A 15,752-nucleotide genomic window follows, 5' to 3' on the forward strand; every position below is an offset into this window, starting at 1 on the left:
AGCGACCCCTTGCCGCTTTGAGCGGCTCACGAATTTAAAGCCCCCGGCTCTGCCGGGGGATGGTTACTTACGATTGGTTGGCCGGGAGGTTGTGCAACGGGTTCTGCTCGGATCTCATGCGGGGTCGGGGTTGTGAGGGGGTGGGAGCGGAACAGATGGGTTGATCGAGACCAGAAGCGCCGATTCCATCCATGGCACTTACCTGTCATGGGAATCGGCATTTCCGATTATGGTCGTTGTCCTGATCGGTCTATCTTTTGTTGAGGCACGCAGGGCATGGACTTATGCGTTCAATGCGTGTACGTCGCGGATCGGCTTTGGAGTACGAGAACGCTGGAGTTCACGCCGACGTCGCGCGAAACAATGAGATACACCAATGACGAGGAGACGATTCAATGCACAGAACAACCCTCTCCGCCGCCATCATGGCCGCACTGTTCACTGCACCCACAGCCCTAGTCGCCCAAGCCGAAACCGAGTCTGACCAGCCCTCACGCAAGGTCCCCGCAGAATTCGGTCTCTCTCTCCCCTCGTTCGACTGGGTCCAGAAGAAGTCCAGTCGAGTCGATGTCGCCCGCACGGAAGTTACGGATGCGATTCCGTCGAGCAAGGATGCGGCCATGGCCGATACACAAGCCCCGGCCATGGCGTCCGGCAAGCCGAGGCCCAATCAGTTCTGGTGGCCCGATCAGCTCAACCTCCAGCCGTTGCGTGACCATGACCCGGCGTCCAATCCGTACGGCGAGAATTTCGATTACGCCAAGGCATTCGCCAGCCTGGATCTCGATGCCGTGAAGAAGGACCTCAAGGCCATGATGACCACCTCTCAGGACTGGTGGCCGGCCGACTTCGGCCACTATGGACCCCTGTTCATCCGCATGGCCTGGCACAGCGCCGGTACCTACCGTGTCGCGGACGGGCGCGGCGGCGCCGGTGGCGGCCAGCAGCGCTTCGATCCGCTCAATAGCTGGCCCGACAACGTCAATCTCGACAAGGCGCGGCGTCTACTTTGGCCGATTAAACAGAAGTACGGTCGCAACATCTCCTGGGGCGACTTGATGGTCTTGGCCGGTACCGTCGCCATGGAGGACATGGGCTTCAAGACCTTTGGCTTCGCCGGCGGCCGAGCGGACGACTGGGAACCGGAGATCGTCAACTGGGGGCCGGAAGCCGAGATGCTGGGGCGGGAGCGCTATGACGAACAAGGGAAACTGGAAAATCCTCTCGCCGCCACGCAGATGGGGCTCATCTATGTGAATCCGGAAGGTCCTGGCGGCAACCCGGACCCGCTCGCGGCCGCCCAGCAGATCCGCGTGGCCTTCGGCCGCATGGCCATGGACGATGAAGAGACCGTCGCACTGATCGCCGGCGGCCACACCTTCGGCAAGACCCATGGTGCGGGTAAGCCGTCTGAGTGCGTGGGTCCCGAACCGGCCGCAGCCCCCATCGAGCAGCAGGGCCTCGGCTGGGCCAACAGGTGCGGCAAGGGTAATGCCGAGGACACCATCGGCAGCGGACTGGAAGGCGCCTGGACCCAAGCCCCGACGCAGTTCACGATGCTGTACCTGACGAACCTCTTCAACTTCGACTGGGAGCAGACCCGCAGTCCGGCTGGAGCCATCCAGTGGACGCCCAAGGACGGAGCGGGCGCCGATACGGTCCCGGACGCCCATGTCGCGGGCAAGCGGCACGCCCCGATGATGTTCACGACGGATCTGGCGCTGAAGTTCGATCCGGCCTACCGCGAGATATCCAGACGCTTCTTGGACAACCCCAAGGAATTCGAGCTTGCCTTCGCCAAGGCCTGGTTCAAGCTGACGCATCGCGACATGGGACCGCGCGCGCGCTACCTCGGCTCCGAGGTGCCCGATGAGATGCTGATCTGGCAGGACCCGATCCCACAGGTCGACTACGCGCTGGTCGACGCGCAGGATATCGCCGGTCTCAAGAAGACACTCCTCGACTCCGGTCTTTCCCCAGCGGAGCTGGTGAGAACCGCCTGGGCATCGGCTGCCACCTATCGCGACTCCGACATGCGCGGAGGTGCCAACGGCGCGCGCATTCGTCTGGCCCCGCAGAAGGATTGGCCGGTCAATGATCCGCCGGAGCTGGCGAAGGTTCTGGAGACGCTGGAAGGCATCCAAAAGGACTTCAATGCCTCGGCGGCCGGCGGCAAGCAGATCTCCCTCGCCGACCTGATCGTCCTTGGCGGTGTTGCCGCCATCGAACAGTCGGCCAAGGCGGCCGGCTACGAGGTCGAGGTTCCTTTCAAACCCGGTCGCGCGGATGCGACTCAAGAGCAGACCGATGTCGACTCCTTCGCCGTCCTCGAACCGACGGCGGATGGTTTCCGCAATTACTTCGGGAGCGACAACGGCGCATCGCCGGCGGAGATGCTGGTCGACCGCGCGGACCTGCTGGGCCTGACGGTTCCCGAGATGACCGCACTGGTCGGCGGCATGCGGGCTCTGGGCGCCAACGCCGGCGGCGTCAAGCATGGCGTGCTTACGGAGCGCCCCGGCACCTTGAGCAACGACTTCTTCGTCAATCTGCTCGACATGTCGACCCAGTGGTCGAAGTCGGCGAACGAGGAGGGCATCTACGATGGACGCGACCGCGCCTCGGGTGAGCTGAAGTGGACGGCGACGCCGGTGGATCTGATCTTCGGATCGAACGCCGAGCTGCGTGCCGTCGCCGAGGTCTATGCCTCTGCGGACGGTGATGAGGAATTCATCCGCGACTTCGTTGAGGCATGGAGCAAAGTGATGACCGCCGATCGCTTCGACCTGAAGCAAGGCTAGGAGTAAACGGCTCGGGTCGGGGCTATCTCAGCCCGATTCGAGCCGTCGAGCGTTCGCGATTGATGCCTACGCAGGCTGGTTCGTAGGGCGCAATAGCGCAGCGTATTGCGCCGGAAGGACATTGGCACAGGTCCATCGGATTGGTGGCACAAAGACGCAATTCGACGTGCGAAGGACATGCGGCGTTTGTTGTGTCTCGAGGTGAGCCTCCTGCCAACCATGCGGCGTAATACGCTATCGCTATTGCGCCCTACGCGGGCTGAGAGGAAATTATATGAAGAATTATTTTGAGAGCCCGTTCAAAGGAAAGTTGCTCATAGAGCAGGTCAAGAACCCAAATATCAAGGTGGGCCGTTATAGCTATTACTCTGGCTATTACCATGGTCATTCATTTGATGATTGCGCTCGCTACCTCCTGCCAGATCGCGATGACGTCGATAAATTGATTGTCGGAAGTTTTTGCTCCATCGGGACAGGGGCTTGTTTTGTTATGGCGGGAAATCAAGGTCATCGATATGATTGGGCCACGTCATTTCCTTTCTTCTACATGGATGAAGAGCCGGCGTTTTCGGAATCAGTTGATGCTTTCCAGACTGCAGGCGATACCGTCATAGGAAGCGACGTGTGGATCGGTTCGGAGGCAATGATTATGCCGGGAGTAAATATCGGCCATGGCGCGGTAATTGGTAGCCGGGCTCTGGTAACCAAAGATGTAGAGCCTTACACGATCGTCGGCGGGAACCCGGCAAAAGCGATAAAAAAACGGTTTTCAGAACAAGAAGTTTCAATGTTGCTGGAAATGCAGTGGTGGGATTGGCCGTTGGAGCAAATTAAAGAAGCAATGCCTTTTTTGTGCTCGTCTGACATTGCCGGTCTTTACCGTGTTTGGCAAAGCGCAAGCACCTAACTGTCCCGTCGACAGCTGCCTCCAACGGAAAAGGCGTGCTTATCCGCACCTGAGTCATTTCGCCCAATCTGCAGGCAGCGAACGCCGACAGCGGGCGTTGTGCAGATGGTGGGGTTTCGATTGGAGCTGCAACCACTCCTTGGTGTGCAGCGTTTGCGTTGGGGCTGTCGTTAGGCGCAGCCGCCTCCCTGGCAGCCTCCGCTCGTGCGTCCGGGGGCGTGACCTCTGCCGTGGTTGCCGCATCCGATCGTCGGGGCAGGTGGGGTGATCGTCCGCTCTCCGGTCGGGCGGATGAGGAGTCGGCAGACGCTGTCCTGCGTTTCCTGCTCCCAGTCGAGGCCGAGCGCCGGTAGCTGTTTGTCGAGCCAGCGCGGCGGGTGGTCGCAGACGACCTCCAGTCGTCTGAAGTCGGTCTGCTCCAGGAATGGAATGAGGACGATCTGGGAGTTGAGGCCGGAATCGCTGGCGAGCGCGGCGGCGAGGTCGATGCGATAGGTGCCCTCGATGTCGCCCGACTCGAAGAATCGGGCCGGGTCTGGCATTTCGATCTCGGACTGTTCGAGCTCGTGCTGGACTGCGTCGAGCGCGGCCTCGGGCGGTCCGTCGAGGCGCCACAGGCGCAGTCCCAGGTTCTGCAGCAGGGTGACGGCGATGCCCTTGACGTCGCGCACCAGCAGCGCCTCGGCGCCGTCGAGCAGGGTGCCGAGTTGTTCGGTGCGTTGTGTGAGCTCGCTGATCGAGCCGGCGCCGATGCCCGCGAAGGCGGTATCCGACAGCTGGTTCCAGGCGCCGTTCTGGTAAGCGAAGAGGCGCAGGACGCCCGGCTCTTGTGGCGACAGGGGCTGGCGCTGGCTGTCGATGTAGGCGGCAATCTTCATCGTTGGCTCTCCCGATGGACGTGGACGGTCGGTAGGGCGATTTCCTGGTCGTGCCTGGAGGCGGTTGCGCGTCTAGCCGAAGCCGTGGCTCTTGCCCTTGATGGATTCGATCTCGATCCGGATCACGGCGGTGGCGTCGAGATTGGTCTTGGGGTAGGTGAAGGCGTGCTCGCTGAAACGGGCGACGATGCGGTCGAGCGCGGCGATCTTCTCGGCCTCGTCCTCGATGAAGCAGGCGCGCCCGAAGCCGATGACGGTGCGGTGTTTGGCCTCGAAGTCGCACGCCTGGTCGCTCTCGATGAACCCTTGGTCGACCGAGATGGCGAAGCAGACCTTGTCGTTGCGACGCATGATGCCGATCTTGCTGCCGCCCTTGGCCGAGTGGATGAAGAGCGAGCGCCCGTCGTAGGCGTAGAAGATCGGGACGACGAAGGGGGTGTTCGCATCCGATAGGGCCAGATTCATGACCCGGGTCGATTGGATGATGGCGTCGATCTCGGCGCGCTCGGTGATCTCGCGGTCGCTGCGCCGCATGGCGGCGTGCGGGTGCCGTGCGGATTGGGGTTGGTTCGTGGTCATGCTCTGGATTCCGTTAGACCTGTCCGGCCCGCAGTGACGGCGTGTCGGCGGCGTTGGGTGGCTCGAACATCTGCGACAGCGCGTCGCAGATGCGCAGTGTGCGATCGGCGTCGATCTGTGCCGGCGTGCCGTGGTGATAGTGCTCGATCGAGCAGATGCCGAAGATCTCATCGAGCGAGAGGATGGCCTCCTTCAGTTCGGGCGTGAACGTCACGGCTTCCTCGGCGGCCGTCACCAGGCTGCCGTAGTCGTGGTTGAACGGCAGGATCTCGTGACGGGCGCAGAGCGCGATCAGATAGGCCTCGATCGCCACGGCGGCGATGTTGAAGACGAGGCTCGCGCGCTCGCCGTCGGTGGCGAATTGCGTGGCGCGCTGGTGATAGCCGCGTGCGTCGGTCAGGCAGCGTTGGAGTTTCTTCTCGTGCGTTTCGAAGAGGACGAGTGACATCATCGAACCTGCTGGTGGTTGGGGCTCGCCGCTCCCGTGCGGGGAGCGGTCGGGCCGGTGGCGGTGACGTGTCGCGGTTGCGTGCGGCTACCAGACGTTGAGCACCCACTCCTTGTTTTTCTTGTATTCCATGTCGGTGAAGAGGGTGTTGGCCATCTGCTCGGCGAGCCAGGTTGCGCCCGCGTAGCCGACCACCGGGTAGCGGTAGAGACCGGCCCGGTCGTAGGTCGGGAAGCCCACCCGCACCATCGGCACGTTGCATTCCATGGCCGCGAAGCGTCCCTTCGAATGCCCGAGGATCAGGTCCAGCTCCAGCCCCTCGTTCTTGACCCGGTTCTCCAGATCCCAGAGGTCGGCGTTGGTGATGATCTCCATCGGGTAGTCGACGTTCTCCTGTATCGCCTGGATGCGCGGATCGTCGGCGTAGTTCGGGTTGTCGTCGCCGAGCAGCAGCAGGACCGGCTTCATCTCCAGGTCCAGACAGAACTCGGCGAGCCCGATCACCAGATCCGGGTTGCCGTAGATGGCGACCCGCTTGTCCGCCAGGAACATATGCGTGAGGTCGGTCAGGGCATCGATGGCGATACCGCGCTCCACCACCAGCGAGTGCGGGATCGGCTTGCCGGTGAGCGTCTTGAGGTTCGCCAGGAAGGTATCCGTGTTGCGGATGCCGATCGGGGTCGGACCGACGATGGTCGGTTGGTTGAATTCGCTCTCCAGGTACTTGGCCGCCTGGCCCCCCTCGTAACGATTGAGCGCGAGTGTGGCGCTGGCGCTGCCGGTGCTCTTGAGATCCTCGATCGTGGTGCTGCCGTGCGACACGTAGTTGCCATCGGGCATCAGCGGCGAATCGAAGCTCTCGATCTCGAACAGCACGTTGGCCTCGATGTCCATCTCGGCCATCAGATGTTTGAGCGCCTTGACGTCGCCCGGGTTGACCCAGCCGGTGATCAGGTTGACCTTGCCGTTGGGTTCGCCGGGCTCGGCGAAGTGTTTGACGAAGTCCCTCACCGCCACGTCGTAGCCGCTGACCATGCTGCCGACGAAGCTCGGGGTGTGGATGGGAATGAGGTGGACCTCGCGTCCCGCGTACTTCTCCTGCAGCAGTCCCTCGTTGAGCTTGCGCACCACGCCGTCGATGTCGTCGCCGATGACCTCGGTCGAGCAGGTGCTGATGATGGGCACCACCTTGACGTGCGGATAGCGCATCAGCAGCACGTCCACCGCCTGCTCGACACGGTCGAGCGCGCCGAACACGGCGCCGTCCTCATGCACCGAGGAGGAGGCGATCTCGAAGCTCTCCTTCAGGTGCTGGGAGATCAGCAGCCGCACGAACATGACGCAGCCCTGGCCGCCATGGACGATGCCGATGCACTCCTTGATGCCGATGCTGGCGTACTGGGCGCCGGCCGGTTGGCAGGTGAAGATCGGGTTGATGGTCCCGATCCGGTCTTTCTCTTTGAGTTCGCAATGCATGGTGTTCGATCCCCGGTCAGTACATCTGATCGGTCAGCTCTTCGTTGAGCGAACCGTCGATGGTCAGATAGTCGAGCCGCTCGTGCAGCCCCTGCATCAGGTCCTTGATCTCGGGCACGCTCATCCCGGCCAGCCAGGGCAGACGTTCCCGGAATGCCTCGGCCAGACAGACCGCGTCGACCCAGTAGCAGCGGTCGGCCGGGGTCTCCAGCTCGACGTGCTCGTCGCACAGCAGTTGGGTGGTCTTGCTCAGGATGCCCTGGTTCTGGTCGCGCCGGTCCCAGGCGCGCGAGTGGAACTGCCACAGGCACTTTTTCATGATGTAGTCGAGCATCTGCTCGATCCGTTCGGTCTTCAGGTCGCTCATGCCGCCGCCTCCTGAGCACCCTTCTGCGGGAAGGTCGGATAGGTGCGCTCGCGCAGCTCGGCGACCATGTCGTACTTGCCGGTGTAGCGGCGCAGGTTGGGATCGTTCCGCACCGCCTCGGGCAGGTCCGCGTCCGAGATCATGCGCGCGGTCTTGAAGCCCTTGTCGGTTGGGATCTCGTCCTTGCTGATGTCGAGCTTGGAGAGTTCGTGGATCGGCGAGTAGATGCCGTTGTAGATGTCGCGGGCGAACCGGACCCAGCCCTCCCAGCCCTTCCAGGGGCCGTTGTGATAGGCGTGGGCGTTGAGGTAGGGCACGCGGATCTTCTTGGCCACCTCGCCGGGACGCTTGCCGGTGAAGATGATGTCCGGCTGGAGCTTGTTCATGGCCTCAAGTCCTTCCAGCTCGTTGGGGTCGTCGATGGCGAGCGCGCCCTGCTCGCAGCGGGCGATGCCCTTCTCCATGTCGCCCTGATGGCCGAACTTGGTGTAGACCGAGACCACGTCCAGGCCCATCTCCTCGTGGATGACGTGCGCCCAGTGCCAGAGCTTGGAGCCGCCCGGCCAGAGACAGACCTTCTTGCCGGTCAGGCGCGCCTTGTACCAGTCGAGCTCGGGCTTCCAGCGTGCGGTCTCCTCGTCGATGATCTTCTGGGCGCGATCCTCGATGCCGAAGAAGAGACCGACCTTGCGCAGCGAGTTGCCCAGCGGCTCGAAACCGAAGCCGTCGATGTCCAGGCGCGGGATGCCGTACTTCACGCGCAGCTCGTTGCAGATGTACTCGGCCGAGCGGGCGCACTCCAGGACGTTGAGATGCGCCTTGTGCATGGCGCGCAGGTCGTCGTAGGAGCCGTTGCCGGTGAAGGTGGAGAGGATCTGGATCCCCATGCGCTTGAAGAAGTCCTGCATCACCTCCTGGTCGCCCTGGATGTTGTACTCGCCCACGTAATTGATGACGTAGTCGCTGGTGATCTCGGGCTCGACCGTGCCGACCTTGTTCTTGATCCAGGCGATGTTGATCTTGTGGTGACCGCCGGACTGACTGGGGCCGGCGAAGCCGGGCGAGTTGCAAACGAAGATGTCGACGTCCGGCAGCTCCTCCATCACCTCCTGCGCGACGGCGTCGATGTCGTCGCCGATCAGCGCCGTCGCGCAGGTCTGGTAGATGGTCATCCGCTTGATGTCGGGATGCGCCTTGAACGCCTCGATGATGTTCTGTTTCAAGAGCTTCTCGGCGCCGAAGACGATGTGCTTCTCCTTCACATCGGTGGCGAAGGTGTACTTGAGCTGGAAGTTGTCGTTGTCGCTGATGTAGCGCTTGGTCTGCCAGGTGTCGTAGGTGCAGCCGACCGGGCCGTGACTGATGTGGATCACGTCCTTCATCGGGGTGCCGATCACGTGCTTGGCGCCGCAGTAGGCGCAGCCGCGCTCGGAGATGGTCCCGGGGATGGTGTTGAGATAGCCAAGGGGCAGGGCGTCGGCCAGGGTCTCGCCCGGCCCCTTGACGACGGCGTGCTTCTTGCGCTCGGGAATGCAGGTACTGCATTCGAATTCATGGTAAGGCATGGCTGGTGCTCCGAGTGGGCGCTCCGAATGGCGGTTAAAGGATGGCGTGCTCGCCGGTTTCCTTGGTCCGGACCCGAACGGCGTCGTCGATCGGGCAGACGAAGACCCGGCCGTCTCCGATCTGCTCGGTGCGATTGACCTGGATGATGGCCTGCACCACCGGCTGGACGTCGGTGTCGCCGACCACGATGCTCAGCAGGCGCTTGGGGATGTACTTCATGCCCCGCGATCGGCCCTGTCCCTGCAGCTCGGTCGGCAGTTCGCAGCTGACCTCGTTGGCGATACCGCGCTGCTTGCCGCGCCCGGTCGCCGGGACGGCGGTGAAGCAGGGGAAACCGAGCTCCTCGAGCGCCGCCTTGGTGGCGGCGACCTTTTTGGGTCGGATGATGGCGATGATCTCTTTCATGGGATCCTCCGGCCTTAGAGTCCGGGCTGGCCGGTACGCACCGTGAAGGCTTCCTCGACCGGGGAGACGAAGACCTTGCCGTCGCCGAAGTTGCCGGTATACGCCTTGAAATTGACCAGCTTGACGATCTCCTCGACGTCCTCGTCCTCGGCCACCATCAGGATCATGGTCTTGGGCAGCTCGTCGTAACGGATGCTGCCGAGCGAGATCCCTTTCTGCTTGCCGCGCCCGAAGGCGTGGACCTGGGTCATGGAGTAGAAGCCTGCGTCGGCGAGTGCCTCGGCGACACTGTCTGCGGCGTCCGGACGTACGATCGCTCGAATCATTTTCATTGCATTGACTCCCGTCTCTCGCCGATTAATCCATGAGCCCGTATTTGACGACCATGTCTTCGAGCTGCTCCATGCTGAGCGGATTGGGAATCACCAGATCCTCGTTTTCGATGATCTTGCGTCCGAGTTCGCTGTATTCGAGCGCCTGGTTTTCCTCGGGGTTGAATTCGGTGACCGTCTTCTTATTGAATTCGGCCTTCTGTACGATATTGTCGCGTGGTACGAAATGAATCATCTTGGTGCCGATGGCGGCGGTGAACTCCTCCAGGAATTCCCGCTCGCCGTCGACCTTGCGGCTATTGCAGATGATGCCGCCCAGGCGCACGCCGCTTTGCTTGGCGTATTTCACCAGGCCCTTGCAGATGTTGTTGGCGGCATAGATGGCCATCATCTCGCCCGAGGCGACGATATAGACCTCCTGTGCCTTGCCATCGCGAATCGGCATGGCGAAACCGCCGCAGACGACGTCGCCGAGCACGTCGAAGAAGACGAAATCCAGATCGTCGGTATAGGCGCCGCGCGCCTCCATGAGATCGATGGCGGTGATGACGCCGCGACCGGCGCAGCCGACGCCCGGCTCCGGACCGCCGGACTCGACGCAGCGGATATCCTTGAATCCGGCCTTGATGACCTGGTCGTTGGTGATCTTCTCCGCGCCCTTGTCGCGCAGCACGTCCATGAGCGTTTGCTGCGGCTTGCCACCCAGAATCAAGCGCGTGGAATCCGCTTTAGGGTCGCAGCCGTGAATGAAGACCTTCTGTCCGTGGAAATGGGCGAGTGCGGCGGCCGTATTCTGCGTGGTGGTGGACTTGCCGATACCGCCCTTGCCGTAGATAGCGACTTTGCGTGTCATGATTTCGATTTCCTATTCGGTAATTAATCAATGAGAGTGAGTGAAAATTCGGCCGGATTGGGAGATCGTCCCGGCATGAATCTATTTGCAACGGGTGTGCCAGAAATTGGATTTCCGATCCGTAGCCGGTGCGCTCACGCGCCAATTTTTGTGGAAGTCGTTGAAATAAAATGACTTGGTCTGGCTGGCGCTATTTTTCGATAAATCGAACGTCAACTCGGAATGTTCATTCGGCGTTTTCTGTTCCTGAATGAACGAAATTCCATTCGGTTTTTGGAGCTGCCATTTCGAAAGATTTACGTCTCGGGTGCACTTTCGCGGGGATTGTTCGCGAGACGTCAATTCGGGTTTCGTCATGCGGATCGGTTGCTGATGGAACTGTCTGAAGTGGTTCGCTGGATCGGCGGCGTTTCCTGGGAGCAAGACCGGCGGCCGAGTGGCAACCCGGCGGTAGCGCAGGCGCAACGTCAGATTCAAGATGGAAGGGAAGGCGCTGGCCGATTGAGCATCGGCCGGCCAGTGAGCGCATGAAGCAGGGGGCGGCCCTGAGGTGGAGCCGGGGACCTGGATGGGAGGGGAGGGAGGCGAAGGCGGATACGCCTTCGGTGGGGTGCGGGGGTCAGTCGAGTGCGTCGGTGACTCGTGTGCGGAAGGTCTTGTAGCTGATGCGGTGTCTTTGCATGCGGATGCCCAGCATGCGGCGTGTGAGCCCGAGTTCCTTGGCGGTCTCGCCGACGTTGCCGTTGTTGTTCTTCAACGCCTCGACGATCATTTCGTATTCGACCGCGCGCAGCTTGTCTTCCAGCGAGAGCGCGTTGGTGGTGCCGCTCTCGTGCGAGGTCTGAATCGAGGGGGGCAGATCGTAGCTGTGGATGACCCCGTCGTCGGACAGGATCACCGCGCTCTCGATGACGTTCTCCAGTTCGCGCACGTTGCCGGGCCAGTGATAGCTCATCAGCATGTTGAGCGCCGGAGTCGCGATGCGCTTGACGCTTTTGCCGTTCTCGGCGGCAAAGCGGTTGACGTAGTGATCGGCCAGGGTGATGACGTCGCTGCCGCGCTCGCGTAGCGGCGGGATGGTGATGCAGAAGACATTGAGCCGGTAGTAGAGGTCCTCGCGGAAGGTGCCTTTCTCGACCATCTCGATCAGGTTGCGGTTGGTGGCGGTGATGATGCGCAGTTCGACCCTGACCGGATTGACCCCGCCGATGCGCTTGAAGCTGCGCTCCTGTAGCACCCGCAGCAGCTTGGCCTGGTTGGCCAGACTCAGTTCCCCGACCTCGTCGAGAAAGATGGTGCCGCCGTTGGCCTGCTCGAAGCAGCCCTTGTGGGTCGCTATTGCGCCGGTGAAGGACCCCTTCTCGTGACCGAAGAGCTCGCTCTCGACCAGATTTTCCGGGAAGGCGGCGCAGTTGGATTTGACGAAAGGTCCCTCGGCGTAGGGGCTGTTGTAGTGGATGGCGCTGGCGACCAGTTCCTTGCCGACGCCGCTCTCGCCTAGGATCAGCACGGTCGCGCGCGTTCCGGCCACCTTGCGGATGTGCTCGTAGACCTGCTGCATCGGTTTGGAGTTGCCGATGATGTTGGACGGTTTGAATCGGCGCTTCAGGGCGTTCTTGAGCCGACGGTTCTCGTTCTCCAGGCGCACCTTGTCGATGTTTTCGAGCAGATACAGCTCGACCACAGGCGCAATCATGGAGGCGATGGTCGCGAGCAGCTTGACGTCCTGATCCAGCAGGCGTCGGCTCATGTAGATGCGCTCGGCGCAGAGGGTCCCCAGGACCTTTTCGGCCCGCATGATGGGCACGCAGATGAAGGATGCGTTGGCGCTGCCACGCTCGGCGTGCGCTCGGGTGCGATCGAGAAAGTCCAGGCTTTCGTTCAGTCGGGGGACGACGATCGCCTTGCCGGTCTCGACCACTTTGCCGGTGACGCCCTCGCCGGGCGCATAGATGCCGCGCCCCTTCTCCTCTTCGGTGAGTCCGAAACTGTCGTGGATGCAGATGGTGTCCGAGTGGCGGTCGTAGAGCATGACCATCCCTCGGCGCATCTTCAGCGGTTGCTGCATCACCTCAAGGATGATGGCGAGCAGCGCCGAGAGGTCGGCGTTGCGGGTGCTGACATGGCCGATCTTGTGCAGGATCGGCAGCACGTTCACCCGGCATTCGCCGGTGAAGCAATGGGTGAAATCGGCCTCTATCTCGTCGAGGTCGAGCTCTAGCGGGGGTGCGTCTGTCATAAATGGCGGAGCGGATGCTGCAGGTACGATCTGCCTAGCACAGCAAGTCGAGTGCCAGGAGCAGTGACCCGAGCGTCCTTGGCCTTGGCAGATCGCAGCGTGGCGGCCTGTCTGCGCTGAGGATTACCCCGCGTTTGGCCGTTAGGCTCGGTCGGAAAAGTGACGGAAAGGTACATCCGCCTTTCGGTGTGTTCCGAATGGGTCGATTTCGGTCGGTGCCGTGGCGAATTCGCCGTTTCAGGCAAGCCGCTGGTTCTCGAAAGCCAGCGTATGTCCTCTATCGGCTGAATTTTGTCCGGTGCCTGTCCTGTCGCCGGCAACCGATTTTGGCTAGATTTCGTGTCGAGGATCGGCCCGTCGCCGATCCCATCGAAGGGAGCGGACCATGGGCAGCAATTGGTTGAGGGGGCCGCGAGAGGCCGTCGAACCCGATGGACTCACGCAAGAGGCGCTGGCTGCGGCGCTGAATGTCAACGTCAAGACGATCCAGCGGCTAGAGCGGTGTGGTTCAGACACCCCGCAGCAGGTGCGCTACGCGGACCTGGCGAAAAAGGTCGGTGTCTGCCCGATCCAACTGGCCGAGAATCATGCCCGCGATCTGGACACCAACGGGCAGCCCGGACATGCCCAGCGTGCCCGCGCTGCGGCCGACCGGCTGCGTCAGGCCAAGCACTTTCCGAGCATCGATCCGGAGCCGATACGGCGTGCGCTTGCTGCCTGCGATGCAACTGGGCTCGTCGAGCGCATCGCCGAGCGCGAGTCGGATCTGCCGGATGCCCCGACTCAGGCCGCGCACATCGCCCGGTTGCTGGACAGTCGCGATCTCAATGGCCTCTCTTCGCTGCTCAACAAACCTTTGCGCGGAGCCATCGATGGTGCTGCTGACAGCGAGTCACTGGACTGCGTGGCTGACTTCCTCAGAGCAGTGGTCTATGCCTGCGCCGCTAACGACCCGAGCTTGAAACGCCCCGAGGGCACGACGAACGAGGCGTATCAGCATCACGGTGAGTCCAAAAGTTGGCCGTTCGCCGCGATGATCGACCAGTCCTGCAATCTCGAGAGCATGCGTCTGATCCCGTCGCTCCCCGGCAATCGGCCTCTGCTCGATGACGCTGCGGTCCGCGCTGTGCGGTCAGGTTGCGTAACCATGACCAGCATCGACGGGCGGTTACACGAACTGGTTTCAGCCTTCGCAGACCTGTTGGCCTTCGACGACGAGAAGCCGATTCCCGGTGATACCAAGGCATTCGAGAATTTCTGTGATCAAGTCAACTTGATGCTCTGGAACCTCAACTATGAAGACGAACATGTGTTCGGCTTGTGGGAGCGGACCCGTTGTGAGCCGGACGAGGTGAAACAGCGCCTGCTGCAGCTATTGCCTTACCTGCGACTCTTCGACTGCGGGGAAGCCAGCCGAACCAGCTCGGTGCTGCGAGTCGACAGGGCGAAGCTGGAGATCTGGTATGCCTCTCGCTTGAAGGCCGTGAATGCGCGCTGCGGTACGTTGGCTACCACGCAGGCACACTCAACGCCATCCTCATCAACCGCGAAACCGGAGCAGACAACCATGACCGAGTCCCAAGGCGCACCCGTCCAGTTCAACTTCAACATTCACTCCGGCAATGGTCCCGCCAATATGGCCGCCGGGCCGGCGCAGGCCCATCAGCACAACCTGACCACCCCGCAGGCCGAGCTGCTGCCGCTGCTCGAGCGCTTGCTCGCAGAAACCGGCACCGGGGATTCTCGCTACGCTGATCTACGCAAGGCGTGCCGCAGCGCCCAAGGGGAGGTGGAGGAGAACCAGCCGATTTCAGAGGCCACGAAGTCCCTGTTCCAGCGCGCGGTAGGTGCATTGCCCGCCGCCGACAAGGTCGTCGAACTTGCCACCAAGGCCGCTGAACTGCTGGGCAAGATCCCGGGGTTCGGGGCATGAGCGCGGCAATTGGCGGCCAGGTGGAGGCCGATCGCTACGCCGCCATCGCCGCGCGGGTTGGCGCTGTCCTCCGGCTCCCCGCCACCGGTGCCTGGCCCGAGGTACCGCACAAGCTCGACGCGTCCTCGGCGCATGCCATCATCGCCGCCGTGGCGTCTGGCCGGCCACTGCTGGTGCGCGGCGAGCCGGGCGTCGGCAAGAGCCAGCTCGCGCGCGCCGCCGCGCATCTGCTCGGGCGACCCTTCCTGGCCTTCGTGGTCCAGCCGGACAGCGAATACCAGGAACTGCTGTGGGCCTTGGACCACACCGCCCGGCTGGCCGACGCCCAGCTCGGCGAGCGGGACAAGGTGCGCGTGGTGCAGAACTACGTTGGCCCAGGCGCGCTCTGGTGGGCGCTGGATTGGAAGAGTGCGGAGGATCAGTCCGGCCGCTGTCGCCACAACTTCAATCCGCCGTCCGACGTCGACCCGGTCTGGCCCAAGGCGAGCGGCAGCGTGCTGCTGATCGACGAGATCGACAAGGCCGACATCGCGCTCGCCAATGGTCTGCTGGAGGTGCTCGGCAACGGTCAGTTCGCGGTGCCGCCGCTGGGTCTGACCGTGAGTTCCTCGACACGTCCGCCGCCGCTGGTGGTGCTCACCAGCAACGACACCCGCCAGTTGCCGGCGGCCTTGCTGCGACGCTGCGTGGTGCTGCGCATGCCGCTGCCGGAGGATCTGCTCGGTCACTTCGTCGACCGTGGCGAGACCCACTTTCCGGACCTGGATCCGCGCGTGCTGGCCGCCGCCGCCGAGCAGATCCTGGCCGACCGCGACGCCTGTGCCGCCACCGCCCGCACCGGCCTGGCCGAGTACTTGGACCTGCTGCGCGCGCTGCGCGAGGTCGCCGTCGATGCCGATGGCCAGCTCGACTGGCTGGATCGGCTGGCGGTCTATTTCAAGAAGAGCCACGCCGGCTGACCCCGATGC

General features: G+C 62.5%; 14 protein-coding genes. 4 read left to right on the plus strand and 10 right to left on the minus strand.

The window, feature by feature from the left end; translation table 11 throughout:
- The first annotated feature begins 620 nt into the window (after positions 1 to 620).
- Together katG and catB are read left to right on the plus strand one after the other, a co-directional pair.
- Positions 621 to 2,801, plus strand: coding sequence for a catalase/peroxidase HPI (gene katG, locus ACFSJC_RS18115; protein ID WP_386028639.1), 2,181 nt, complete (start codon positions 621 to 623; stop codon positions 2,799 to 2,801).
- A 274-nt stretch (positions 2,802 to 3,075) separates the two neighbouring features.
- The gene (gene catB, locus ACFSJC_RS18120; RefSeq protein WP_386028604.1) at positions 3,076 to 3,708 is read left to right on the plus strand and encodes a type B chloramphenicol O-acetyltransferase; all 633 of its coding nucleotides are present in this window, start codon (positions 3,076 to 3,078) and stop codon (positions 3,706 to 3,708) included.
- Positions 3,709 to 3,878: 170 nt separating this feature from the next.
- On the opposite strand, the gene anfO is transcribed toward catB, so the two are convergent.
- The 10 genes from anfO to ACFSJC_RS18170 all read right to left on the minus strand — a co-directional run bounded on the left by anfO (position 3,879) and on the right by ACFSJC_RS18170 (position 12,851).
- Positions 3,879 to 4,586 (minus strand): Fe-only nitrogenase accessory protein AnfO, encoded by a 708-nt coding sequence (gene anfO, locus ACFSJC_RS18125; protein WP_386028605.1) that lies wholly within the window; start codon positions 4,584 to 4,586, stop codon positions 3,879 to 3,881.
- A 72-nt stretch (positions 4,587 to 4,658) separates the two neighbouring features.
- Positions 4,659 to 5,165: a pyridoxamine 5'-phosphate oxidase family protein gene (locus tag ACFSJC_RS18130; RefSeq protein WP_386028606.1), complete on the minus strand. Its 507-nt coding sequence runs from the start codon at positions 5,163 to 5,165 to the stop codon at positions 4,659 to 4,661.
- Positions 5,166 to 5,178: 13 nt separating this feature from the next.
- Positions 5,179 to 5,616: a hypothetical protein gene (locus ACFSJC_RS18135; protein ID WP_386028607.1), complete on the minus strand. Its 438-nt coding sequence runs from the start codon at positions 5,614 to 5,616 to the stop codon at positions 5,179 to 5,181.
- A gap of 84 nt (positions 5,617 to 5,700) precedes the next feature.
- Entirely contained in the window at positions 5,701 to 7,089 is a 1,389-nt protein-coding gene (anfK, locus tag ACFSJC_RS18140) for a Fe-only nitrogenase subunit beta (RefSeq protein ID WP_386028608.1), read from the minus strand.
- A 16-nt stretch (positions 7,090 to 7,105) separates the two neighbouring features.
- On the minus strand, positions 7,106 to 7,456 hold the full coding sequence (anfG, locus tag ACFSJC_RS18145) for a Fe-only nitrogenase subunit delta (RefSeq protein ID WP_386028609.1): 351 nt from the start codon (positions 7,454 to 7,456) through the stop codon (positions 7,106 to 7,108).
- Positions 7,453 to 9,021 carry a nitrogenase iron-iron protein, alpha chain gene (gene anfD / locus ACFSJC_RS18150; protein WP_386028610.1) on the minus strand — a complete coding sequence of 523 codons (1,569 nt, stop codon included), beginning with the start codon at positions 9,019 to 9,021 and terminating at the stop codon, positions 7,453 to 7,455. The genes anfG and anfD overlap by 4 nt, the downstream gene beginning before the upstream one ends.
- Positions 9,022 to 9,055: 34 nt before the next feature.
- On the minus strand, positions 9,056 to 9,427 hold the full coding sequence (locus tag ACFSJC_RS18155; protein WP_386028611.1) for a P-II family nitrogen regulator: 372 nt from the start codon (positions 9,425 to 9,427) through the stop codon (positions 9,056 to 9,058).
- Positions 9,428 to 9,441: 14 nt separating this feature from the next.
- Positions 9,442 to 9,759 carry a P-II family nitrogen regulator gene (locus tag ACFSJC_RS18160; protein ID WP_386028612.1) on the minus strand — a complete coding sequence of 106 codons (318 nt, stop codon included), beginning with the start codon at positions 9,757 to 9,759 and terminating at the stop codon, positions 9,442 to 9,444.
- 25 nt (positions 9,760 to 9,784) lie between these two features.
- Positions 9,785 to 10,612 (minus strand): nitrogenase iron protein, encoded by an 828-nt coding sequence (gene nifH / locus ACFSJC_RS18165; RefSeq protein WP_386028613.1) that lies wholly within the window; start codon positions 10,610 to 10,612, stop codon positions 9,785 to 9,787.
- Between the two features lie 619 nt (positions 10,613 to 11,231).
- Positions 11,232 to 12,851, minus strand: a complete 1,620-nt coding sequence (locus ACFSJC_RS18170; protein ID WP_386028614.1) for a sigma 54-interacting transcriptional regulator — start codon at positions 12,849 to 12,851, stop codon at positions 11,232 to 11,234.
- A gap of 385 nt (positions 12,852 to 13,236) precedes the next feature.
- Here ACFSJC_RS18170 and ACFSJC_RS18175 point away from each other — a divergent pair, with 385 nt between their 5' ends.
- Both ACFSJC_RS18175 and ACFSJC_RS18180 read left to right on the plus strand, forming a co-directional pair.
- Complete coding sequence (locus tag ACFSJC_RS18175) at positions 13,237 to 14,784, plus strand: helix-turn-helix domain-containing protein (RefSeq protein WP_386028615.1); 1,548 nt, start codon at positions 13,237 to 13,239, stop codon at positions 14,782 to 14,784.
- Positions 14,781 to 15,743, plus strand: a complete 963-nt coding sequence (locus ACFSJC_RS18180; protein WP_386028616.1) for an AAA family ATPase — start codon at positions 14,781 to 14,783, stop codon at positions 15,741 to 15,743. Before ACFSJC_RS18175 ends, ACFSJC_RS18180 begins: the two co-directional genes overlap by 4 nt.
- The last annotated feature ends 9 nt before the right edge of the window (positions 15,744 to 15,752 follow it).

Source organism: Thiorhodococcus fuscus, assembly GCF_042682685.1.
GTDB lineage: Bacteria > Pseudomonadota > Gammaproteobacteria > Chromatiales > Chromatiaceae > Imhoffiella > Imhoffiella fuscus.